This window comes from Clostridium sp. Marseille-P7770 (assembly GCF_902143525.1).
Taxonomy (GTDB): Bacteria; Bacillota; Clostridia; order Lachnospirales; family Lachnospiraceae; genus Pilosibacter.
Genome location: NZ_CABFVC010000007.1, coordinates 99,802 through 122,027 on the forward strand (window position 1 = coordinate 99,802; position 22,226 = coordinate 122,027).

The following is a 22,226-nucleotide window of genomic DNA, read 5'->3' on the forward strand; positions in this document are numbered from 1 at the left end:
TTTTTTGGAGGAAAACCAGTATGGCAAAGAAAGAAGTCAGAACGATCGGAGTATTGACCAGCGGCGGCGATGCCCCTGGAATGAACGCGGCAATTCGTGCGGTTGTAAGAACCGCTATCAATAAAGGACTGAAGGTAAAGGGGATCATGCGTGGTTACGCCGGACTCCTTCAGGAAGAAATTGTAGATATGGACAGTGTGAGCGTTGCGGATACGATCAACCGCGGCGGTACGATCCTCTACACGGCCCGCTGTGAGGAATTCACGACCGAGGAAGGTCAGAAGCGCGGCGCCGAAGTCTGCAGAAAACATGGAATTGACGGGATCGTCGTGATCGGAGGAGACGGTTCCTTCCGCGGTGCCGGAAAGCTTTCCGCCCTCGGGATCAACACCATCGGTCTTCCGGGAACGATCGACCTCGATATTGCCTGTACCGACTATACGATCGGTTTCGACACCGCGGTGAATACGGCGATGGAAGCGATCGATAAAGTCCGTGATACATCCACATCCCATGAACGATGCAGTATCATCGAGGTTATGGGAAGAAATGCCGGATATATCGCTCTCTGGTGCGGTATTGCAAACGGTGCGGAGGATATTCTTCTTCCGGAGCGCTATGACGGAAACGAGCAGTACCTGATCAACCGGATCATCGAGAACAGAAAGCGCGGCAAAAAACACCACATTATCATCAACGCTGAGGGAATCGGACACTCCACTTCCATGGCGAGAAGGATCGAAGCGGCAACCGGGATTGAGACGAGAGCTACGATCATCGGACATATCCAGAGAGGCGGAACCCCGACCTGTAAGGACCGTGTGTACGCATCGATCATGGGAGCCCGCGCGGCGGAGCTTCTCGCGGAAGGAAAGAGCAACCGGATCGTTGCCTACAAAGACGGAAAATTTGTAGATTTCGATATCCAGGAAGCGTTAAATATGAAGAAAGACATCCCGGAGGAGCAGTACGAGGTGAGCAAACTTCTCGTGCGCTGATCACTGCGGGAGATGACTGCCGGCTGCGGGATGCGGGCGGCAGCAGTAAAGGAGCAGGAACATGAGTATCAGAGAGGACGAAAAGATCGCCCCGCACTGTGAGTTTATTCATGTCCACGACAAGGTGGTAAAACAGGTGATGGACGTGATGCCGGAAGGCGAGGAACTCCAGAATCTTGCGGAATTTTTCCGGATCTTCGGAGATTCCACGAGGATCAGGATCCTGTATGCGCTCAGCCAGTCGGAGTTATGTGTGTGTGACATCGCAAGTCTTCTCGGAATGGGACAGTCCGCGATCTCCCACCAGCTTCGGATCCTGAAACAGATGCGCCTTGTCAAGTTCCGCAGGGAAGGAAAGAGTGTTCTCTACTCTCTTGCGGACGGTCACATCCAGACGATCCTCGCGCAGGGTATGGAGCACATAGGAGAATAAGATATGAAATTCACAAAGATGCAGGGCATCGGAAATGATTATGTATATGTAAACTGTTTTGAAGAGACAGTGGAAGATCCCTGTGAGACGGCAAAGATGGTCAGCGACCGTCACTTCGGGATCGGTTCAGATGGTCTGATCCTGATCAAACCGTCAGATGTAGCGGACTGCCAGATGGATATGTATAATCTGGACGGATCCCGTGGTGCCATGTGCGGAAACGGGATCCGCTGTGTAGGAAAATATGCCTATGATCACGGGATCGTAGATAAACCGGAGATCGACGTGGAGACTCCGTCCGGGATCAAGCACCTGTCCATGAAAGTAAAGGATGGAAAGGTGGAACTTGTGACGGTGGATATGGGACGTCCGGTTCCGACGTCTGAAATCGGAGAACCGATCACGGTCGACGGAAAAGAGTACCGCTTTACCGGCGTTTCCATGGGAAATCCGCATGCGGTAGTATTTATGGACGGGATCAAGGATCTGGAGATCGAAAAGATCGGTCCGGCCTTTGAGAGTCATGAGAGATTCCCGGACCGCACCAATACAGAATTTGTGGAGGTTGTGGACCGCGGACATGTCAATATGCGTGTCTGGGAGCGCGGCTCCGGAGAGACTCTGGCATGCGGAACAGGTGCATGTGCGACTGTGGTCGCGTGCATCTTAAATGGTCTTACCGATGACGAAGTCCGCGTGACTCTGCTCGGCGGCGATCTTCTGATCCGCTGGGACAGAGAAAAAGACACGGTATTTATGACAGGACCGGCAACGGAAGTATTTCACGGAGAGATCTGAGTACGCTCGTGCCTGCAAAGACGCGCACGGTAAGCGCGGATAAAACACGAACCCAGTAATTGAACGGTGGTCATATACCGCAGCAACGCGGAGCCGCTGGGCGGTTATCTGTATATAGAGAAGAAGTTCCGGACATGTGACACAATACAAAAACCTGAAAACCGGGACAAAGGAGAGAATTATGGATCATATTGATCGCGAAATTCTGCAGATCCTGCAGCACAATGCGAGAGCATCCCTGAAAATGATCGCGGAGAAGACGTTTCTTTCTTCCCCTGCGGTTTCGGCGCGAATTGAAAAACTGGAGAAAGATGGGATCATCACGTCCTACCAGGCACAGATCGACCCGATGAAACTCGGATATCACATCCTTGCGTTCATCAACCTCAATGTGCTTCCGGAGGATAAGCAGAAATTCTATCACTATGCGGAAGGGATTCCAAATATTCTGGAATGCAGCAGCGTGACGGGAGAATTTTCTGTGATCATGAAAGTTGCTTTTGAGAGTACGATGCAGCTTGACAGCTTCCTTGGTCAGCTCCAGAAATTCGGAAAGACCAGCACACAGGTGGTATTCGCCACCCACGTAGGTCCGAGAGGCGTGCAAGTACAGGAATAGGAATACATACGAAAGAATAAAAAAAGACATCCGGATGGGAGATACCATGTGTATTTCTCATTCGGATGTCTTTTTGGCTGTCGTATATTACAGGACTGCGACCAGCGCTGCCACGACAGGGATCGAGATCATGGAAAGCAGAGTGGAGATGCAGATTCCTTTTGAAACAAGAGTTACATCCCGGTTGTATTCCATACAGAGCATCGACACGTTTCCGGCGATCGGGCAGCCGGAGAGAATCGTGGAAATCGCTAAGAGCGTGCGGTCCTTGATGAAGAATCTCAGGACAAAGAACGTGATCAGCGGAAGGACCAGGAGTTTCAGGAAGGAAAAAAGGTATAATTCCTTGTCGGTAAATACCGTGGAAAACTTTACCCCTGCCAGCGTGGAACCGATGACGATCATCGCGAGCGGTGTCGTTGTGGCGCCGACGGTGGAAAAGAGGCTCACTGCATGCTGCGGGAGGCGGATATCCAGAAGATAGATGCCGATCGCGAGAAATGCAGAGAGGATTCCGGGGGAGAGCAGCTTTTTGACACTGAAACCGGATGTTTTTTGACCGGATTCTGAAGCGGAATCTGGACTCTGCGAGAGTACTTTTCCTGAAGCTGCAGCGGCAGGAATGGATCTGTTTTCGGAGGCATCTCTTGATAACAGATATACCCCGTAGCTGAACAGGCTCAGATTGAAGGTCATCATGAAGATCGATACATGAAGCACATATTCCCCACCGTAGAGTGTGGAGATGATCGGGATTCCCATGAAGCCGAGGTTGCTGTAGTTCAGCATGAGCTCATAGGTCGGATTCCAGCGGATGATCTTCTGGATAAAATGGCAGACCACATGGGCCACCAGGAAGATGGAGACCGCTGCAATAAAGATCGGCAGCATCTCCTGATCATGGGGCATGTCTGATCCGGTAACCGCGTTTAAGATTGTTGCAGGCAGGGAGATATTGACGATAAAACGGGAAACCTTCGACTCAAAGGTCTTATCGATCACGTCGAAGCGATTGGCAAGATAGCCGGTGAGCATTAAGAGAAAGAGACTTATCATCTGGTTGAATACGATTAGCATAGTAATGAGATCCTTTCGTGAGATTGCCAGAAAAAGTTTTAAGACATGGATGGCGCAGGTCTGGTAATTTATGAATATGATATCATAAATCCATGAAAAAGGGAGAATAATTTTGGCAAAGCAGAACAGTGTCATTATTGATCCGGGACATGGCGGAAGTGATCCGGGAGCGGTATATGGGAACAGACGGGAGAAAGACGATACGCTGGCATTGGCCTATGATATCGGAAATGCTCTGGAACAGCGCGGAATCCGGGTGGAGTACACGAGGATCGGTGATATATACAACAGTCCATATGAGAAGGCGGAAATCGGGAACAGGTCTGCGGCAGATTTGTTTTTATCCATTCACCGGAATGCCATGCCGGTGCCGGGAACAGGTTCCGGGACGATGAGTCTGATCTTCGGGAGGGGCGGCGATGCAGAGACGTTTGCGAGGAATATCAATAAGGAACTTGCAAAGACAGGCTGGAAAGACCTGGGGATCAGCGAGCGGCCAAATCTCGTAGTCCTCAGGGACACGGCGCTTCCGGCGGTTCTCGTGGAGGTTGGATTTATCGATAATGAGAACGACAATGATTTCTTCGATGCAAATATGAGACAGACCGCAGATGCGATCGCGGATGGAATCGTGCGGACGTTTGCGGAGCAGGAAAAGCAGACGTCAGATGTAGAGGAACCGGGATTCTATATGGTGCAGACCGGCATCTACCGGGTGCGGACCAACGCGGAAAGGGAGATGGAACGGCTGAAAGCTCAGGGATTCCCTGCGTTCATGACTTTTAAGGATGGATTTTACTATGTCCGCGCAGGGGCATTCCGGAACATGGAAAACGCTGTGCGGCAGGAGCAGGAGCTTCGAAAGCTGGGATATCCGACATTACTTGTTAAAACTTGAAAAACACTGAAAACATCGCAAAAAAGACTTAAAATTCCTGCGGAGATATGTTAAAATACAGATAGAATAAAAAGTATTCCCGCGTTTTTTTAGGTACAACTGCCGAAAGGCAGAAGGGGAAGAAGGAGGCATCTATGGCTGAGAATAAAAAATTTGTGATCACGGTCGGAAGACAGTACGGAAGCGGCGGAGCGGAGATGGCGAAGCGTCTCGGTGAGCGTCTTGGGCTCCATGTTTACGATAAGGAGATCTTAAAGATGACCTCCGAGGAGAGCGGGATCCGCGAGAGCTATTTCCACCTTGCTGATGAAAAAGCCGGAAATAAGCTGTTATACCGGATCATCCACTCCCTGATTCCGGAAAACGGAACCCCGTCTCTGGGATCTGACCTGATCTCCTCCGACAACCTGTTCCGGTTTCAGTCATCGGTCATCCGAAAACTGGCGCAGGAGGAATCCTGCATTATTATCGGTCGGTGCGCCGACTATGTTCTCGACGGGACGGAAAATCTTGTCCGAATCTTCGTGTACGCAGAGATCGAGGAGAGGATCAACAAGGTCCGTGAAAAGGGATATTTCCCGGAGGAAGATATCTTAAAGAATATCAAACGGATCGACCGGGAACGCCGTGATTACTACCGTTATTATACCGGAAAGAGCTGGGAGAATCTGGAAAACTATGATCTGATGATCAATACCACAAAACTTTCCTACGATGAGATGGTGGAGTGCGTGATCGACTATCTGAAAATGCGCGGACTTATTGCAAAATAGAGGGAAATACGATAGAATATAGGCGGCTTGATCGTAGGCCGCCTTTTTCTTTTCTGTGCCATGTATCTGCAGGGAACTGCCGGTGGCGGGTTCTGCAGGTAATCATGCGTTGGAGATAAACGGTTGAAAAATTGCTCCGGAAATGAGAAAAGGGCAGACATTTGAAAAAAGCAGGATCCACAGGCGGAATTGTTTGATACGGAGCTTTCGAATTGGAAAATCTGATTTGTGGAATGTAACAGGAGAGGAACAATAAATGAAGATCACACGCCCGATCCGCGCCGTCCTTTTTGATATGGACGGTGTCATGGTAGACAGTGAATTTGTATATATGAAGTATCTGCTGGAATTCGCGAAGGAGAAGAATCCGGCGGTGAAAATGGAAGATATCAACCCGATGGTGGGACGGAGCAGACAGGACAGCTGGACTGTCATGGAGCAGGCCGTCAATAACGGGGAAAACTGGGAAAAGCTGATCAGAGAGTGGGCGGACCGGGATATCTACAGCCAGATCGATTACCGGAAGATCTTTCGCCCGGAGATGAAGACAACGGTGCAGGAATTAAAACGCAGGGGATATATTGTCGCACTTGTATCGTCGACCGGACCAAAGCTGATCTCCAGGATTGTTGAAGAGGTTGGCATGCGCCCGGAATTTGACCTCATCGTCAGCGGAAAACAGTTTAAACAGAGCAAACCGAATCCGGAGATCTATCACTATACAGCGGATACTCTGGGAATCCGTGAGGACGAGTGCTTTGTTGTGGAGGATTCTACCGTGGGCATCGAGGCGGCATACCGCGCCGGAATGTCGATCGCAGGCCTTAAAGATGACCGGTTCGGATTCGACCAGAGTAAGGCGGATTATCATATCGATTCGATATCTGATATTTTAAAATACCTGTAAGTTTCGCGAAACAACTAAGCTTAAAAAAGACTGGACAGGTAATATAACAATATAAAAATCACACTATATGACAGGAAACGGAGCAAACATATATCATGGCAGAAAACAATAATAAACAGGAAAACATCATCCTCTGCGGCGCAAACTCATACCAGCAGAAATATTACTTCAACGAAAAATTCAAACTTCTCCCGGAAAACATCAAAAAGGAACTTCAGATCATGTGCGTCCTCTTTACTGAGGATGTGGGCGGTATCCTCTTCCTCGAATTCACCCCGGAAGGAAACCTCGAGTTCCGTGTGGAAGCGGAGGACCAGGATTATCTCTTCGATGAGATCGGCAGCGGCCTTAAGATCCGCCAGTACCAGAGAGAAAAAAAAGAACTTTTAGAATCCCTGGAGTTATTCTACCGCGTGGTATTTCGCGGCGATAAGCTGGAAGACCAGCTGGAAAAAGAGGGAGAATAAAATTTGTATTTGCTTTCGAATCCCCACGGCAACTGTTAATGGTTGGTTTTACTGGTGTAGAAGCGAAACAAATATCCCGTATCGGAGGACACGGTATGAGAAGAATGGATCGAAAAAACAGAATAAATAAGATCAGAAACAATACAGCATGTCTGAATCATAAAAACGCGTGGAAAGATATGAAGACAGCGGTTATCAAGAATGTCGGCGCCGCGCTTTTCGGCATAACAGTTCTGAGTGCTGCGAGAATGACTCCCTATGCTTTCAACATTGGTCCGGGCATGGAGGATCATGATATCATATATTATCATGAGCAGCCGGAAAACAACCCGGCCTACAACAACGGCTGGACTTCCAATGTCGGTCCCGGAGCGTCCGGTTCCAATCCGGGCGGCGGTCTTGACAGCGAGAAAGATTACGTGTACTCGAAAGGCCCGGGAAACGAGGCGGCACAGCAGTACGCAAAAACAGAAAACAGCACGATCTACATCCACAATACCTACCGCGGCGGCAGCTGGAGACAGCGCGCTGACGGGAAATGGGCCTTATATAAGCCGGACGGAAATCCGGTCTCGAGTCAGTGGGGCTATGTAGATGGAAAGACATATCTGCTGGATATGTATGGAATCATGCAGACCGGCTGGCAAAATGTCAATGGAAACTGGTACTATTTAAACAGCAAAGGAGCTATGCAGACGGGCTGGCTCTTGAAAGAAGGAAAATATTATTTCCTGAACACGGACGGAACGATGGCATACGGATGGGTCAACTCTCAGGGCAGCTGGTATTACTTCCAGAAACCAGACGGAGACATGTTAACCAACGCTTATGCGCCGGACGGACGGTACGTAAACGCAGAGGGAGTTTTGATTCAATGACGTTAAAAATCGGAAATGTGGAACTTGAAAACAATGTGATCCTCGCCCCGATGGCGGGCGTGACGGATATGCCGTACCGGATCCTCTGCAGGGAGCAGGGAGCAGGTCTGGTGTGCATGGAGATGGTGAGCGCGAAGGCGATCCTCTACAAGAATAAAAATACTCAGGAGCTCTTAAAGGTGGATGAGCGGGAACGTCCCGTGTCCCTGCAGCTTTTTGGCTCTGATCCGGATATTGTAGCGGATATCGCGGCGAGCCTGGAGGATGGTCCATACGATATTTTTGATATCAACATGGGCTGCCCGGTGCCGAAGATCGTTAAGAATGGTGAAGGCTCTGCCCTCATGAGAAATCCGAAGCTGGTGGAGGAAATCCTTACGAAACTCGTGAAAGCGGTGAAAAAGCCGGTGACTGTGAAATTCCGCAAGGGCTTTGACGATACCTGCATCAACGCCGTGGAGATCGCAAAGATCGCCGAGAGTGCCGGTGTGGCGGCGGTGGCTGTCCATGGTAGAACGAGAGAGCAGTATTACTCTGGAAAAGCTGACTGGAATATCATCCGCGAGGTCAAAAAAGCTGTGAAGATCCCGGTGATCGGAAACGGAGATGTCTTTACACCGCAGGATGCGAAGCGCCTTGTGGAGGAGACGGGCTGTGACGGGATCATGGTGGCCCGGGGTGCGAAGGGAAATCCGTGGATCTTTAAGCAGATCACCCACTATCTCGAAACGGGCGAGCTTCTCCCGAGACCTTCCGTGGAGGAGCTGAAAGCCATGATCCTGCGCCATGGCCAGATGATGATGGAGTTTAAAGGCGAGTTGGCGGGAATGCGGGAGATGCGGAAGCACGTCGCCTGGTATACCGCCGGGTATCCGAATTCTGCGGCATTAAGAAATGAGATCAATTCGGTTGCGACACTGGAGGAGCTGACGGAGCTGATCGGGACGAGACTATAAAATCCTACTAAAGTAATTTCAACCTGTTTACATGACATACGGACAATAAAAACAGTTGTCATCACAGCAAATTTTGAAAGAACAAAGAAAATCCGAATCTGGTTCCTCAGAAGATACCAGATCCGGATTTTGTGGTTTTGAGTGTTTAAAGAGTCATACGGTGTGCGAGGTTGTTTGTCTCGGCGTTTGCAACAAGACGGAACGCGGAAGCTTTTGATTGTTCAAGGTGGTAGATGAGCTGCTCTTTTGCCTTTTCCCAGTCACCTTTCAGGCACGGTTCTACGATTGCCATGTGTTCCTTGAAGGTCGCCTCCAGACGGAAATTCGAAACATTTCCGGTCATATATCGGAAACGCTCATTCTGTGTCTGGATCGTATCGTAGCTTCTGTTGATAAATTCATTCGGGCAGGCGGACATGATCAACGCATGGAAGCGATAATCGAGGTCGTAGAAGGAATCCTTGTCCCGATAGATTTCTTTGTTAGGATCCCATTTCTTGAAAATATCATAGAATTCATTCAAAGCGGAGACGGAAAGATTTGCTCCGTAATGGGTCAGGACATAAGGCTCATACATCATTCGGACTTCAAAGATCATATCAATGTCATTTAATGTCAGAGGACGAACGAGAATTCCGCATTTCGGGCGGATTTCCAGAAGACCTTCCTGTTCGAGACGTCCAAGCGCGTCCCGCACCGGGGTACGGCTTAGAGATAATTCAGTGGTAAGCTGTTCTTCATTCAAAAAAGTACCCGGCGCATATTGACAAGTGACGATCTTGGAACGGATCGCATTGTACGCCAGGGTTTTCAGGTTAATTTTAGGCATAATGGACTCCTGTCTTTTTCTTCTCAATAAAAGAATATATAGATTCATACTAACACAAAACAAAATCGTTTTCAAGCAGATGTCGACGGTTTTTGCTAAAAACGTCAATTGGCGTTTTGCACAAGCCAAAAAGCTCGATTTTGTTGAAAAAGTCAAAAGTGGTGCAAATTTCTTAACACTTATTGACATTGGTGTAAAAAGTACTATAATCTGTTGTATACAACAAAGAATACAACAGATTTGATTTTAGAAAATTATACAGAAGGCAAAAATCGTAAAATTAAGGAGGAAACAACGATGAAAGCAATGTATATTGACGCACCGGGTCAGGTTTCTATTAAAGATGTAGAGATGCCGGTAAGAAAAGAAGGAGAAGTTTTATTAAAGATCCTTTACGGTGGAATCTGCGGAAGCGATCTTGGTTCCTACCGTGGAACATTTGCATATTTTGATTACCCGAGAATCCCGGGTCACGAGTTCTCCGCTGAGGTTATCGAGGCAGATGAGAACAACGCGTACGGCATCAAGCCGGGAATGATAGTAACATGCAACCCGTACTTCAACTGCGGACACTGCTATTCCTGCGAGCACGGTATCGTAAACGCATGTATGGACAACCAGACAATGGGATGTCAGAGAGACGGTGCTTTCCAGGAGTACATTACAATGCCGATCGAGCGCGTATATGACGGTAAGGGAATGGACGCAAAGACTCTTGCAGCAATCGAGCCGTTCTGCATCAGCTACCATGGTGTAAGCCGTGCAAACGTAAAAGAGGGAGACAAAGTCCTCGTAGTCGGCGCTGGTACCATCGGTGTTCTCGCAGCGATCGCAGCGAAAGCGAAGGGCGCTACCGTTTACATCTCCGATGTATCCGCAGGTAAGCTTGAGATGGCAAAAGACTTCGGTGTTGATGGAACCTTATTAAATGATTCTCCGGAAAACTTCGAGAAAGGTGTTGCTGAGATCACAAACGGAAACGGCTTTGATGTAACGATCGAGGCAGTTGGTCTTCCGTCCACATTCCAGAACTGTATCGATGCATGCTGCTTTGGCGGCCGCATGGTCCTGATCGGAGTCGGCAAGAAGAACCTTGACTTCAACTTCACACTGATTCAGAAGAAGGAATTAAATGTATTCGGTTCCAGAAACGCATTAAAGAAGGACTTCTTAGAGCTGATCGATATCGTGAACGCAGGCAAGGCACCGCTTCACAAGATCATCACAAATACATATGCATTTGATGATGCTGCAAAGGCATTCGATGACTTTGCTCACAACCCGGGCGATATGTTAAAGGTTGTATTTGATTTTTCCAAGATTTCCAAATAATCAAAAATCATGAAGCTTTCCCCGGGAAACGGGGTGCGAGGTCTTCTGTCAGATGGGGATCGGGCAGAGGACCGGATAAATGTTTTTAAAACAAAAACGGAGGGAAACATTATGAAACTCAAAAAAGTTATGGCATTAACCATGGCAGGTGCTATGGCAGCAACAACACTTACCGCTTGCGGAAGCAGCTCTTCCACAACAGAGACAACAAAGGCAGCCGAGACAACAGCAGCTGCAGCAGCAGATACAACAGCAGCCGCAGCAGATAACGGTTCTTCCGATGCTGAGACAGTTCTCCAGGTTGCTTTCGAGAACTCCATTTCCGAGCCGGTTGGACAGGGCTGGGAGAAAGCTCAGGAGATCATCAAAGAGAAATCCGGCGGCAAGATGGCAATCGAGATCTACCCGGATTCCCAGCTTGGCGATAAGTCTTCCTTAATCGATTCCATGCTTCTCGGCGAGAATGTCTGCACACTTGCAGACGGTGCTTTCTACGCTGACTACGGTGTACCGGATTTCGGTATCGTATTCGGACCGTTCCTGTTTGATTCCTGGGATCAGGTTTGGAAACTGGTTGATTCCGACTGGTACAAAGAGCAGTGCGGCAAGCTTGAAGAAAAAGGCTTAAAGATCATCGCTTCCAACTGGATCTACGGTGAGAGACATACTCTTACAAACGTTCCGGTCAACACAGTTGATGACTTAAAGGGATTAAAGATCCGTGTTCCGTCCAACGAGATCCAGTCCAAGGGCTTCGATGTACTTGGCGCAACATCCACAGGTATGGCACTTGGTGATGTTTATCAGGCTCTTCAGACAAAGACTATCGACGGTGCTGAGAACCCGCTTGCAACTCTGTACGGCAGAAAGCTTCACGAGGTTGCAAAATACTTAATCCTTGACGGACATGTAAAGAACTTCACAACATGGGTTGTATCCGCTGACTGGTTCAACAGCCTTCCGGAAGAGCAGCAGACATGGTTACTTGAGACAGCAGAAGAAGCTGGTGAGTACAACAACGAAGTTCAGCAGGCTGCTGACGCTGAGTACCTTCAGAAGATGAAAGACGAAGGCGTAACTGTTGTTGAGCCGTCTGAGGAAGTTCTTGCCGGATTCAAGGAGAAAGCACAGCCGTTCTATGAGATGGGTGCTGACTTTGGCTGGAGCGATGGCCTCTATGACACAGTTAAAAAGGCTATGGGTGCTGAATAATCCATTTTGCAGTAAATGCATAAAGTAGCTGTTCCCGGCGGATTTATCCGCCGGGGCAGTTTCCCTGATAGGAGTCTGAAAATCTATGGAGAAGAAAGAAAATAAAGCTTCAGCGATCCTGATGAATCTTGATATCGTTGTTGCTTCCATTATTCTTGCGATTCTGATCGTCCTGACATTCCTTGGCGTTGTATGGAGATATATCTTCAACGCACCATTTACATGGCTTGAGGAGGTTCAGACCTCATGTATGGTCTGGATCGTATTTGCAGGCGCAGGCGCAGCATTCCGCTCCGGCAACCATGTTGCGATCGAGATGATCGTTGACCTGATGCCGAAGAGCATGCAGAAGATCATGGAAATCCTGATTTCCATCGTAGTTGTAGTCGTAATCGGATATCTGTTCATGCAGAGCATCGGTTTCATCCAGGTGTTCGTAAAGAGCGGACGTTCCACAAGTATGTTAAAGATCCCGTATTCCTGGGTATACGGTATTGCGATCGTATCCTATTTCGATATGATCATCAGCTATTTCTACGCCCTGTTCCACGGCGTAAAATCTGAGGCAAAGGAGGCAGCAAGCAGCAATGAGTAATGTGTTAATGTTATCTGCAATTGTGATGCTGGTCCTTCTTTTCTTTAAGGTTCCGGTATTCATCGCTGTCCTCGGCGGTTCCATGGTTTATTTCGTTATGAACCCGGGAATCAATACCGTTATCTTTGCCCAGCAGGCAATCATTGGTACTGAGAAAATTTCCCTTATGGCGATCCCGTTCTTCGTCTGTGCCGGTATCTTCATGAACTACACCGGTGTTACAAAGAGGATCATGGATTTCTGTGAGGTTGTAACAGGACGTCTTCCTGGCGGTCTCGCACAGGTAAACGTACTTTTATCCACCGTTATGGGCGGACTTTCCGGATCCAACATCGCCGATGCAGCGATGGAGTCCAAAATGATGGTTCCGGAGATGACGAAGAAGGGCTTCTCTCTGGAGTTTTCCAGCGTTGTAACAGCCGCTTCCTCCATGATCACACCGCTGATCCCGCCGGGAATCGCAATGATTCTTTACGGATGTATCGCAAATGTTTCCATCGGTAAGCTGTTTATTTCCGGTCTTGGTGTCGGAGGTCTCCTCTGCGTTTCTATGATGATCCTTGTAGGCGTTGTCTCCAAGAAACGTGGATATGGTATCTTAACAACAGAGAAATTAACCTGGTCCAAGTTCTGGACCGCTTTAAAACCAGCAATTCTGCCGCTGCTCCTTCCGATCATCATCATCGGCGGTATCCGTATCGGTATCTTCACAGCTACCGAGGCCGGAGCAGTTGCAATTCTTTACGCTGCATTTCTGGGAATTATCTACCATGAGATGCACGTCAAGGATATGATCCAGGGCTTAAAGGAGACTGTCTGCACGACAGCTTCCATCATGCTCATCGTATCCGCTGCGTCCGTATTCTCCTGGATCCTCACAAAAGAGAGAATCCCGCAGGCGCTGACAGCATGGATGCTTGCAAACATCCACAGCAAATATGTATTCCTGATCGTTGTAAACATCTTCTTACTGATCGTAGGTATGTTCATCGAAGGTAACGCTTCCATGATCATTCTGGTTCCGCTTCTTGCGCCGATCGCTGCACAGTACGGAATCAACGAGATCCAGTTCGCAATGATCTACATCTTCAATAACGCCATCGGCGCATTATCACCGCCTATGGGAACCCTGATGTTCGTAACCTGCTCTATTACAAAGTGTAAGACCGCGGCATTCATCAAAGAAGCAGTACCGTTCTACATCCTGCTTATTATCAACCTGATGCTCCTTACCTGGGTCGAGCCGTTTACCACATTCCTTGTAAATCTGTTCTATTAGGGTAAACTTGCTGCCAGATGGGGATCGGTATGATGCCCCGTCTGGCAGTTTTGATTTATATACCATGAATTCTTTTATATGAAGAAAGGAAATTATTATGGAACGCTTAAATTATGATGTTCTCAAAAAATCTGGTTATGATGGATATGTATTAAAGGACGCACCGGAGAAGGTTCTTCAGTTCGGAGAAGGAAACTTCCTTCGTGCTTTCGTAGATTACTGGTTCGACCTTGCAAATGAGAAAGCAGGCTGGAATGGAAAATGCTGTCTGGTACAGCCGATCGCTCCGGGTCTTGCAAAGATGATCAACGAGCAGGAAGGTCTCTACACACTGTACCTTCGCGGAAGCGAGAACGGACAGAAGGTAGACGCAAAGAGAGTGATCTCCAGCGTAAACCGCTGCTTAAATCCGTATGAAAAAGAAGATTACGAGAAAATGATGGAAGTTGCTGCAAGCGACGACCTTGAGATCATCGTTTCCAATACAACAGAGGCTGGTATCCAGTATGATCCGTCCTGCAAACAGGATGACTGCCCGCCGTCCAGCTTCCCGGCAAAATTAACTCAGGTTCTCTATCATCGTTACAAAGCAGGTAAGAAAGGCATCATCATGCTTGCCTGCGAGCTGATCGACAACAACGGTAAAGAGCTCTTAAAGTGCGTAAACCAGTACATCGAGCAGTGGGGACTTGAGGACGGCTTCAAGAAGTACGTAAACGAAGACTGCACCTTCTGCGGTTCCTTAGTAGACCGTATCGTTCCGGGCCGCATCAAAGACGCAAACGAGGTTGCTGAGCTTGAGCAGAAGAATGGCTACGCTGACCCGCTTACCGATGTCGGCGAGGTATTCGGCGTCTGGGTCATCGAAGGCGATGAGAAGTTAAACGACATTCTTCCATTCAAGAAAGCAGGACTTCTCGACAAAGTATTCGTAACACCGGATATGAGCCCGTACAAGAAGAGAAAAGTTAGAATCTTAAACGGCGCTCACACAGGTTTCGTACTCGGCGCTTACCTTGCAGGCGAGAACATCGTTCGTGACTGCATGCATGACGAGGTCATCAAGGGCTTCATGAACAAGATGCTCTACGATGAGGTTATCCCGACACTTCCGCTTGACAAGAACGACTTAATGCAGTTTGCTTCCGCAGTACAGGATCGTTTCAACAACCCGTTCGTTGACCATGAGTTAATGAGCATCTCCTTAAACTCCACATCTAAGTGGAAAGCAAGAAATATGCCGTCCTTCCTTGAGTACATCAAAGAGACAGGCAAGCTTCCGGAGTGCCTGACCATGTCCTTAGCTGCATATATCGCATTCTACAGCAATGACATTCAGGCTTTGACAGACGCAGGTCTTGTTTGCAAGCGTCCGGCCGGCAACGAGTACACGGTAAGCGATGACAGATGGGCACTTGAGTTCTACTATGCGCACAAGGATGACTCCGCAGAGGCTCTTGTAAACGCAGTTCTCACAAACGAGAAGATGTGGGATCAGGATCTCACAAAGATCGCTGGTCTTGAGGAGAAAGTTGTCGCTGACCTTAAGAAGATTCGCACGGAAGGAGCAAAGGCTGCATTTGCAAGCTGCCTTTAATTAACATATGAAAGTAATTCAGATTTCCAGACTGGATAATGTAGCAGTCGCTCTTCACCCGATCAAAAAGGGTGAAGAGGTGACTGCAGGCGGCATCACAGTCACAGCGCTTGAGGACATCCCACAGGGCCACAAGATCGCATTAAAACCGATCAAAAACGGTGAGAATATCGTCAAATACGGCTTTGCCATCGGTCACGCGACAGCAGACGCAGAGGCTGGTGCATGGATGCACACCCATAACGTGAAGACAAATCTGGAAGGAGAGATGGAGTATACCTATACTCCGTCCCTCGACTTCCCGGAAAAAGTGGAGCCGGAGACCTTTATGGGATTCCGCAGAAAAGACGGCCGCGCGGCGATCCGCAATGAGATCTGGATCATTCCGACCGTTGGCTGTGTCAATGATATCGCAAAGAAAATGGTCCGCGATAATCAGGACCTTGTGAAAGGCACCATTGACGGACTCTATACATTCCCGCATCCGTTCGGCTGCAGCCAGACAGGTGCAGATCATGCACAGACAAGAAAGCTTCTTGCAGCCCTTGTCCGTCATCCGAACGCAGCCGCTGTCCTCGTATTAGGACTTGGCTGTGAGAACCTGACCCACGAGCAGTTCCTGGAAGAGCTTGGCGATTATGACCATGACCGCGTAAAATTCCTGACCTGTCAGGAAGTAGATGACGAGTTTGAGGCAGGAAGAAAGCTTCTCGAGGAATGTTCCGCATACGCGGCGCAGTTTGAGAGAGAGCCGATTCCGGTCAGCGAGCTTGTTGTCGGAATGAAGTGCGGAGGCTCCGACGGACTTTCCGGCATCACCGCAAACCCGACGGTCGGACGTTTCAGCGATATGATGGCAGCCAGAGGCGGTTCTACTGTGCTTACAGAGGTTCCGGAGATGTTTGGCGCAGAAGGTTTCTTAATGAACCGCTGTGTCAATAAAGAAGTATTCGACAAAGCGGTCAACATGATCAACGGCTTCAAGAACTACTTTATCAGCCATCACGAGGTGGTTTACGATAATCCGAGCCCGGGTAACAAGCAGGGCGGTATCACTACCCTTGAGGATAAATCCTGCGGATGCGTTCAGAAGGGCGGTACAGCTCCGATCATGGACGTTATCGGCTACGGTGATCCTGTAGTGACAAAAGGCCTTAACATGCTTTACGGACCGGGAAATGACCTGGTATCCGCAACAGCCATGACGGCTGCAGGAGCGCACATGATCCTGTTCACAACAGGACGCGGAACACCGTTTGGTGCACCGGCTCCGACCTTAAAACTGGCGACAAACAGCCAGCTTGCGGAGAGAAAGAAAGGCTGGATCGACTTCGATGCTGGTCCGATCGCTGACGGCGAGACCATCGATGACGCTGCAAAGAGACTTCTGCAGCTTGTGATCGAGGTTGCCGGCGGAAAACAGACAAAAGCTGAGGAGAAAGGTTTCCGCGAGATCTCCATTTTTAAAGACGGTGTTGTGCTGTAATAACAGCTTCACAATTTTTTATGTTTCCCTTATAGAGACACCTGTTTCTGGTCAGAGATGACCGGAAGCGGGTGTCTTTTTTTGAGTAATAGGAAATTCCGAAGAATTCCCTGTTATATAAAAAGGCACTCACGTACCAATGATATGCACTCGCGCGAGGATGTAGATTGTCACAAGCGACCGCGCGGGGTGCGAGAATATGCCAGGGCACATTCATTTTATGGAGCGTCCGAACAAGCTGCTTGCAGCAGGTTCTGTGTGGGGGGCTGTGTGGATCGTCCTATATTAAAAGCCCCCGGCAGTGTCCTGTGAGAGGCACTGCCGGGGGGGAAAGTAGGGGGAGTATGGGTATGACGATTGGAATCAGTCTGTAAGTCAACACTTACTAAGTTGAGTAAAGAGCGGGACTATAAAATGTAATTACGGTGTATGATTCTCCGGAACTGTTTCTGCGGCCGGTGTGGAAGGCATTGCTGAATCACCCGTTCCGGAACTTAAAACGGAAGTATCGGTTTCAGATCCTGCGGCTGCGGGAACTGTGTTTTGTTCACTATGTACAGCTGGGATCGTAAGTCCGCTGACATTAATGTTCCGGTTCACCTTCGCATCATATGTCTGTGCCTTCAGAATGTCCCTAAAATCTACACCGGTGGCCTCGGACATGGTGTCGAAAACCTGCTGCATGACAGCAGCTGTATTTCCGGAGATCTCGCTGACTCCACTGCCGTTTGTGCCGCCGGCACCGCTGGTTCCGTAGATATTGACCTTTTCGATAGAAGACAACGGCTTCGCGATCTCTGCGGCCATCTGCGGCATGATGCCTACTAACATCTCGACGATAGCAGCGTTATTGTACTTCGCGTAAGCTTCCGCTTTTTTCTCCATACCTTCCGCCTCCGCGACGGCCTTTGCCTGGATCGCTGCTGCCTCCGCCTCACCGCGGGCACGGATTCCAGCAGCTTCCTGCTCCGCCTGATATCTTGCGGCATCTGCCTTTGTACGCATGGCTTCCGCCTCTTTTTCTAACTCATATTTTCTGGCTTCCGCTTCACGCTGGCGTTTTGCAAGCATCGCCGCCGCTTCCTGCTCGACCTTGTAGCGTTCCGCATCGGCTTTCTTGTTGACTTCCGCGTCTAACTGCTGTTGCTGTACGGCAACTTCCTGCTTCCGAAGCTCTGCTTCGCGCTCCGCCTTTGCGATCTGGGCATTTACGGTAGCTGTCTGAATCGTTTTTTCCTGTTCCTGCTTCTGGATTTCATAAGCAGCGTCCGCTTCCGCTTTCTTCGTGTCGGAGTGCTTCTGAAGCTCCGACTTACGGATCTCCAGCTCATTATTTTTCTCCGCGATCTCTGTCTCTGCAAGTACGCGGGCATCGTTGGCAGATTTGTTCGCTTCTGCCTGGGCGATAGCGATATCGCGGTCTGCCTGGGCTTTTGCGATCGCAGCGTCTTTCTTGATCTTTGAGGTATTGTCGGCACCAAGATCCCGGATCAATCCATTGTCGTCAGTGACATTCTGGATATTACAGGACAGGATCTCGATTCCCAGCTTATCCATGTCCTTGGATGCCTTTAACATAACCTGATCGGAGAAGGAATCACGGTCAGTGTTGATCTCCTTTAAGGAAAGAGTACCGATGATCTCACGCATGTTTCCCTGGAGGGAATCCTGAAGATCCATGGTGATATCCTCGGGCTTCTTATTTAAGAAGTTTTTTGCTGCCAGACGGATCCCTTCCTGAGACGGGGTGATTCGTACCTTGGCAACCGCGTCGACATTGACATTGATAAAGTCGTTTGTTGGAACGGACTGTTCCGTCTTGATATCGACGGTCATCTGTCCGAGATACAAACGGTCCATCCGTTCAAAGAACGGGATCCGGATTCCGGAACGTCCGATAAGGATCTTTGCGTCATGCTTAAGACCGGAAATAATATAAGCCTGATCCGGCGGAGCTTTTACGTATCCACATGCGATGAGGACAAGGATCAGAATCAGAATGACTGCAATGGTGATAGGGATGATCAGATGATTCAAATTCATAGAAACTCCTTTCTGGACCTTGACTTTTGTTGCAAAATTCTCATGTGTAACAGAAAAGTTTGAGGAATTTCCTGTCACATAAAAAGGTATATTCCTTTTCGCTAAATTCACAGTATCAGAAAATATCAGAAAATACAATACGATACAACAAAGTGTAAGAAAACGTAAGAGGAATGTAATCAGAATGCCATAAAATTGCCACATAGATTACACTTTTCTTAAAACTGAGCGCGGTGGATTGATAGCGGAAGAAGTTATGGTATATTTATAGATAGAAGGATTGGATCGTGTCGAAATATGATATGGACTGGATTGTGGCGGTTGTGGATACGAAAAAACTTCGGATGTTCGGAGACCTAACGCCCACCGAGACAAATTTACTGTTACGTACCACCTGAAAGAGGTGGGAGTTTTCTCGGCTGAGATAAAAAGGAGGGATCACATGGATACCAAAATCTGGATGCAGGAGTCGTTTTGGGAGAGTGCAGAGGAACAGAATGTGAAAGAGAGTCCGCAGGAAAGCGCTGGACATCTCTCAAAAGACCAGTATGAAAACGGCAGAAATAAGCCGGTGGATCAAAAGACAAGTCTCTGGCAGCAGACGTATGAGAATATCCTGGTTGGGATGGGAATGTGTGTGATCACGCTGAACTTTCTTCTATTAAATTATATCCTGCCTTCGATCGGTATTTTGATGATCTTTCTGGGACTGCGGAGATTAAGGAGAGAAAACCGATGGTTTCGGAGTGCATATGGGCTTGCAGGGATCAAACTGCTTCTTACGATATTTCTTCTGATCGTTGGAACATATATCGGCAGGGAAAGAATCGAAGCAGCAGAAGCTTGGAAGATCGTTTCTATTCTCGTTGGAATCTTGCCGCTGCTAATTTTTATCTGTTTCTTTTACGGTTTAACCATCGAATTAAAGAAACGTGGTGAAAAGGCGGAAAAAAACAATCTGATCCATATGATCCTCTGGTATGCGCTTGTCGCGTGTCTCGCACATATCGCTGGCGGAAATTATAATGATCTTATCATTGGACTTATTTTTCTGGCAAACTATATCCAGATCCTTATGGCGACCAGTCGTATGGCAGCACGCCTGGAAAAAGCCGGATATATTCTGGAAGAATATCCGGAGCGGATCCCGAATGAAAAATGCGCGTGGGCTGCTGTTCTTGTGACGGCTGTAGGGATTTTGATCGGATATGGATTTTTGGGTTCGTACCGTATGAACTGGGCAGAGAAAGAGACGACGACAAATGCGGAGTGCGAGGAGATCCGGACACATCTTTTGTCCCTTGGATTTCCGGAAACGATCCTGGATGATCTGAAGGAGGAAGATCTCTTGGAATGCCGGAATGCGAGACGGGTTCTTACTGAGACAAATGATTATCCGATCAATGATGGAGTGGAAGTTGCAGTTTCACAGGATGGCTATACGCAGTATTCGAGAGAATATGAAAAGAAGGAACTGAGACTCAGCGGGGTTGCCGTGGAACTGGAAAAAGAAGGAACATGGAAGGTGATCCATCATTTCCGTTGGACAGAAGCTGTACGTTTCCGGGGGACAGAGGCGTTGCAGCTCTTTCCTGCTTACCGGGAGAGCGGGAGCGCATGGATCGGACAGGGTGATCTGACTGGGCAGGTTCTCTATGACAGAAACGGAACATCGTATCAGGCGGAGTACGCGGTACTGGAAGACAGCACGTATGAAACGGGAGAAAACTGGCCGTTTTATCAGAGCAGGGAATCGAGCAGCATTTTTGCCGAGTTTTCCATGCCTCATCGCGGCGAGAATTGCCGCGGATATGTGGCTTATAATATGGGAAATAATGAACCTGGGTGGTGGATCGATTCCTGGCTCAATTATGTACACCAGAAGATCATGCTCCAGTACCCGGTCATGACGGCAGCTCAGAACCGCAAAAATGGCAGTTGGACTGATGATCCGGTGTTCATCACGGTGCAGGATGCACTGCAGGTATTACCGGAAGGGGAGGTGTAGATGGCTGAGAAGATACGAAAGTTCATGAGATCAGAACGCGGCCGGGCGTTTGTAAATGCCATGTTCATTCTCGCGACCATGGTTAGGGGAAGCAGTATGATGTTTCTGGCAGATATTTTCTGGGTCGTCTGGCTGATTTTTTGTATCAGGGAGAGTAAAACGAAAGCAGAGAGAGTAATATATGGATGCTTTGTTGTAGTAGGTGTCGTACTGTTTGGGATGAATTTGTATGGATGGTGGACGATAAGAAGATGATCGGGAAAGCGGCCAGAACCTGAAGAGGGTTCTGGCTGAGAGGAAAAACGCATCCAAAAACAACATTTTGTATTTATAAGAATTGGTAATAACAAAATGTAGATATTGCACGCACAAAAGAAAAAACTTTGAAAAAAATGGAAAAAACAGTTGACTTTGGGCCTGGGATTTGTTATTATAATACTCGCCTTGAGCGACAGGGCAAAACTTATTGACAGTCATTAGGAAAACTTCTTAATCACTTCAAAAAGTTGAAAAAACTTCTTGACAAATCAAACATGATTTGATAGAATAAACGAGTTGTCTCTAAGACATAGAAACAACGAAAAACAGTTCCTTGAAAACTGAACAGTATGTAAAACCCTGAAAATTCTTATAAAAATGGTCTTTTGGTTTAGACCATGAATGAGAACATTCAGAACAAAACCTAACAAAACAGTAGAACGGTTTAAAAATTAGCCAAGCTAAGTTTTGAACCTGGACAACTCAACGAGGAAGTTCGAAACCTTCGGCTTCGAACTAAGCTTTTACGTAATACTCGTGAAAGACCTCGTATAAGTAAAAGCTTATAACATGAGAGTTTGATCCTGGCTCAGGATGAACGCTGGCGGCGTGCCTAACACATGCAAGTCGAACGAGGTAAATGAGTTGAAGTTTTTGGATGGATTCTTATTTACCGAGTGGCGGACGGGTGAGTAACGCGTGGGTAACCTGCCTCATACAGGGGGATAACGATTGGAAACGATTGCTAATACCGCATAAGCGCACAGTACCACATGGTACAGT

The 22,226-nt window shown here is 48.2% G+C and carries 21 protein-coding genes and 1 rRNA gene; 19 read left to right on the forward strand and 3 right to left on the reverse strand.

Features of this window, described 5'->3' with window-relative positions; genetic code table 11:
• Nucleotides 1-20 precede the first annotated feature (20 nt).
• The 4 genes from pfkA (at nt 21) to FN001_RS15715 (ending at nt 2,848) form a co-directional block, all read left to right on the forward strand.
• On the forward strand, nt 21-998 hold the full coding sequence (gene pfkA / locus FN001_RS15700; RefSeq protein WP_118532310.1) for a 6-phosphofructokinase: 978 nt from the start codon (nt 21-23) through the stop codon (nt 996-998).
• A 61-nt stretch (nt 999-1,059) separates the two neighbouring features.
• Entirely contained in the window at nt 1,060-1,431 is a 372-nt protein-coding gene (locus tag FN001_RS15705) for an ArsR/SmtB family transcription factor (RefSeq protein ID WP_118298946.1), read from the forward strand.
• A 3-nt stretch (nt 1,432-1,434) separates the two neighbouring features.
• A complete protein-coding gene (gene dapF / locus FN001_RS15710; protein ID WP_142412463.1) occupies nt 1,435-2,229 on the forward strand; it encodes a diaminopimelate epimerase in 795 nt (264 codons plus the stop codon).
• A gap of 181 nt (nt 2,230-2,410) precedes the next feature.
• On the forward strand, nt 2,411-2,848 hold the full coding sequence (locus FN001_RS15715; RefSeq protein WP_118532306.1) for an Lrp/AsnC family transcriptional regulator: 438 nt from the start codon (nt 2,411-2,413) through the stop codon (nt 2,846-2,848).
• Nucleotides 2,849-2,935: 87 nt separating this feature from the next.
• Here the strand turns inward: FN001_RS15715 and FN001_RS15720 are convergent, their stop codons facing one another.
• Nucleotides 2,936-3,925 carry an AEC family transporter gene (locus FN001_RS15720; RefSeq protein WP_185911967.1) on the reverse strand — a complete coding sequence of 330 codons (990 nt, stop codon included), beginning with the start codon at nt 3,923-3,925 and terminating at the stop codon, nt 2,936-2,938.
• A gap of 112 nt (nt 3,926-4,037) precedes the next feature.
• Between FN001_RS15720 and FN001_RS15725 the strand changes: the two genes are divergently transcribed.
• The 6 genes from FN001_RS15725 to dusB all read left to right on the forward strand — a co-directional run bounded on the left by FN001_RS15725 (nt 4,038) and on the right by dusB (nt 8,804).
• On the forward strand, nt 4,038-4,823 hold the full coding sequence (locus FN001_RS15725; RefSeq protein ID WP_142412465.1) for an N-acetylmuramoyl-L-alanine amidase: 786 nt from the start codon (nt 4,038-4,040) through the stop codon (nt 4,821-4,823).
• Nucleotides 4,824-4,957: 134 nt separating this feature from the next.
• Nucleotides 4,958-5,596, forward strand: coding sequence for a cytidylate kinase-like family protein (locus tag FN001_RS15730; RefSeq protein WP_118298951.1), 639 nt, complete (start codon nt 4,958-4,960; stop codon nt 5,594-5,596).
• Nucleotides 5,597-5,852: 256 nt separating this feature from the next.
• A complete protein-coding gene (locus FN001_RS15735) occupies nt 5,853-6,503 on the forward strand; it encodes an HAD family hydrolase (protein WP_142412466.1) in 651 nt (216 codons plus the stop codon).
• Between the two features lie 95 nt (nt 6,504-6,598).
• On the forward strand, nt 6,599-6,970 hold the full coding sequence (locus FN001_RS15740; protein ID WP_142412467.1) for a DUF6145 family protein: 372 nt from the start codon (nt 6,599-6,601) through the stop codon (nt 6,968-6,970).
• A 95-nt stretch (nt 6,971-7,065) separates the two neighbouring features.
• Nucleotides 7,066-7,848: a hypothetical protein gene (locus tag FN001_RS15745; protein ID WP_185911968.1), complete on the forward strand. Its 783-nt coding sequence runs from the start codon at nt 7,066-7,068 to the stop codon at nt 7,846-7,848.
• Complete coding sequence (gene dusB, locus FN001_RS15750) at nt 7,845-8,804, forward strand: tRNA dihydrouridine synthase DusB (RefSeq protein WP_015552585.1); 960 nt, start codon at nt 7,845-7,847, stop codon at nt 8,802-8,804. The genes FN001_RS15745 and dusB overlap by 4 nt, the downstream gene beginning before the upstream one ends.
• A gap of 145 nt (nt 8,805-8,949) precedes the next feature.
• Here the strand turns inward: dusB and FN001_RS15755 are convergent, their stop codons facing one another.
• The gene (locus FN001_RS15755; protein WP_142412469.1) at nt 8,950-9,633 is read right to left on the reverse strand and encodes a GntR family transcriptional regulator; all 684 of its coding nucleotides are present in this window, start codon (nt 9,631-9,633) and stop codon (nt 8,950-8,952) included.
• Between the two features lie 297 nt (nt 9,634-9,930).
• Here FN001_RS15755 and FN001_RS15760 point away from each other — a divergent pair, with 297 nt between their 5' ends.
• The 6 genes from FN001_RS15760 (at nt 9,931) to FN001_RS15785 (ending at nt 17,134) form a co-directional block, all read left to right on the forward strand.
• Entirely contained in the window at nt 9,931-10,965 is a 1,035-nt protein-coding gene (locus FN001_RS15760; RefSeq protein ID WP_021905262.1) for a zinc-binding alcohol dehydrogenase family protein, read from the forward strand.
• Between the two features lie 111 nt (nt 10,966-11,076).
• Nucleotides 11,077-12,177 (forward strand): C4-dicarboxylate TRAP transporter substrate-binding protein, encoded by a 1,101-nt coding sequence (locus FN001_RS15765; RefSeq protein WP_142412470.1) that lies wholly within the window; start codon nt 11,077-11,079, stop codon nt 12,175-12,177.
• Nucleotides 12,178-12,262: 85 nt separating this feature from the next.
• A complete protein-coding gene (locus FN001_RS15770; protein ID WP_142412471.1) occupies nt 12,263-12,772 on the forward strand; it encodes a TRAP transporter small permease in 510 nt (169 codons plus the stop codon).
• Nucleotides 12,765-14,051 (forward strand): TRAP transporter large permease, encoded by a 1,287-nt coding sequence (locus tag FN001_RS15775; RefSeq protein WP_142412472.1) that lies wholly within the window; start codon nt 12,765-12,767, stop codon nt 14,049-14,051. Before FN001_RS15770 ends, FN001_RS15775 begins: the two co-directional genes overlap by 8 nt.
• A 97-nt stretch (nt 14,052-14,148) precedes the next feature.
• Entirely contained in the window at nt 14,149-15,648 is a 1,500-nt protein-coding gene (locus FN001_RS15780) for a tagaturonate reductase (protein ID WP_015552574.1), read from the forward strand.
• 7 nt (nt 15,649-15,655) lie between these two features.
• Nucleotides 15,656-17,134, forward strand: coding sequence for a UxaA family hydrolase (locus FN001_RS15785; protein WP_117503430.1), 1,479 nt, complete (start codon nt 15,656-15,658; stop codon nt 17,132-17,134).
• Nucleotides 17,135-17,554: 420 nt separating this feature from the next.
• Here the strand turns inward: FN001_RS15785 and FN001_RS15790 are convergent, their stop codons facing one another.
• Nucleotides 17,555-19,177, reverse strand: coding sequence for a flotillin family protein (locus FN001_RS15790; protein ID WP_142412473.1), 1,623 nt, complete (start codon nt 19,175-19,177; stop codon nt 17,555-17,557).
• Nucleotides 19,178-19,619: 442 nt separating this feature from the next.
• On the opposite strand from FN001_RS15790, the gene FN001_RS15795 reads away from it, so the two are divergent.
• From FN001_RS15795 to FN001_RS15805, 3 genes are all read left to right on the forward strand, one after another.
• Complete coding sequence (locus FN001_RS15795; RefSeq protein WP_142412474.1) at nt 19,620-21,185, forward strand: hypothetical protein; 1,566 nt, start codon at nt 19,620-19,622, stop codon at nt 21,183-21,185.
• Complete coding sequence (locus FN001_RS15800; RefSeq protein ID WP_142412475.1) at nt 21,186-21,440, forward strand: hypothetical protein; 255 nt, start codon at nt 21,186-21,188, stop codon at nt 21,438-21,440.
• Between the two features lie 569 nt (nt 21,441-22,009).
• A 16S ribosomal RNA gene (locus FN001_RS15805) occupies nt 22,010-22,226 on the forward strand; the annotation flags it as partial.

Coding starts and splice junctions, on each gene's coding strand:
- pfkA (WP_118532310.1), top strand. CDS start 21: ATGGCAAAGAAAGAAGTCAGAACGATCGGAGTATTGACCAGCGGCGGC.
- FN001_RS15705 (WP_118298946.1), top strand. CDS start 1,060: ATGAGTATCAGAGAGGACGAAAAGATCGCCCCGCACTGTGAGTTTATT.
- dapF (WP_142412463.1), top strand. CDS start 1,435: ATGAAATTCACAAAGATGCAGGGCATCGGAAATGATTATGTATATGTA.
- FN001_RS15715 (WP_118532306.1), top strand. CDS start 2,411: ATGGATCATATTGATCGCGAAATTCTGCAGATCCTGCAGCACAATGCG.
- FN001_RS15720 (WP_185911967.1), bottom strand. CDS start 3,925: ATGCTAATCGTATTCAACCAGATGATAAGTCTCTTTCTCTTAATGCTC.
- FN001_RS15730 (WP_118298951.1), top strand. CDS start 4,958: ATGGCTGAGAATAAAAAATTTGTGATCACGGTCGGAAGACAGTACGGA.
- FN001_RS15735 (WP_142412466.1), top strand. CDS start 5,853: ATGAAGATCACACGCCCGATCCGCGCCGTCCTTTTTGATATGGACGGT.
- FN001_RS15740 (WP_142412467.1), top strand. CDS start 6,599: ATGGCAGAAAACAATAATAAACAGGAAAACATCATCCTCTGCGGCGCA.
- FN001_RS15745 (WP_185911968.1), top strand. CDS start 7,066: ATGAGAAGAATGGATCGAAAAAACAGAATAAATAAGATCAGAAACAAT.
- dusB (WP_015552585.1), top strand. CDS start 7,845: ATGACGTTAAAAATCGGAAATGTGGAACTTGAAAACAATGTGATCCTC.
- FN001_RS15755 (WP_142412469.1), bottom strand. CDS start 9,633: ATGCCTAAAATTAACCTGAAAACCCTGGCGTACAATGCGATCCGTTCC.
- FN001_RS15760 (WP_021905262.1), top strand. CDS start 9,931: ATGAAAGCAATGTATATTGACGCACCGGGTCAGGTTTCTATTAAAGAT.
- FN001_RS15765 (WP_142412470.1), top strand. CDS start 11,077: ATGAAACTCAAAAAAGTTATGGCATTAACCATGGCAGGTGCTATGGCA.
- FN001_RS15770 (WP_142412471.1), top strand. CDS start 12,263: ATGGAGAAGAAAGAAAATAAAGCTTCAGCGATCCTGATGAATCTTGAT.
- FN001_RS15775 (WP_142412472.1), top strand. CDS start 12,765: ATGAGTAATGTGTTAATGTTATCTGCAATTGTGATGCTGGTCCTTCTT.
- FN001_RS15780 (WP_015552574.1), top strand. CDS start 14,149: ATGGAACGCTTAAATTATGATGTTCTCAAAAAATCTGGTTATGATGGA.
- FN001_RS15785 (WP_117503430.1), top strand. CDS start 15,656: ATGAAAGTAATTCAGATTTCCAGACTGGATAATGTAGCAGTCGCTCTT.
- FN001_RS15790 (WP_142412473.1), bottom strand. CDS start 19,177: ATGAATTTGAATCATCTGATCATCCCTATCACCATTGCAGTCATTCTG.
- FN001_RS15795 (WP_142412474.1), top strand. CDS start 19,620: ATGGATACCAAAATCTGGATGCAGGAGTCGTTTTGGGAGAGTGCAGAG.
- FN001_RS15800 (WP_142412475.1), top strand. CDS start 21,186: ATGGCTGAGAAGATACGAAAGTTCATGAGATCAGAACGCGGCCGGGCG.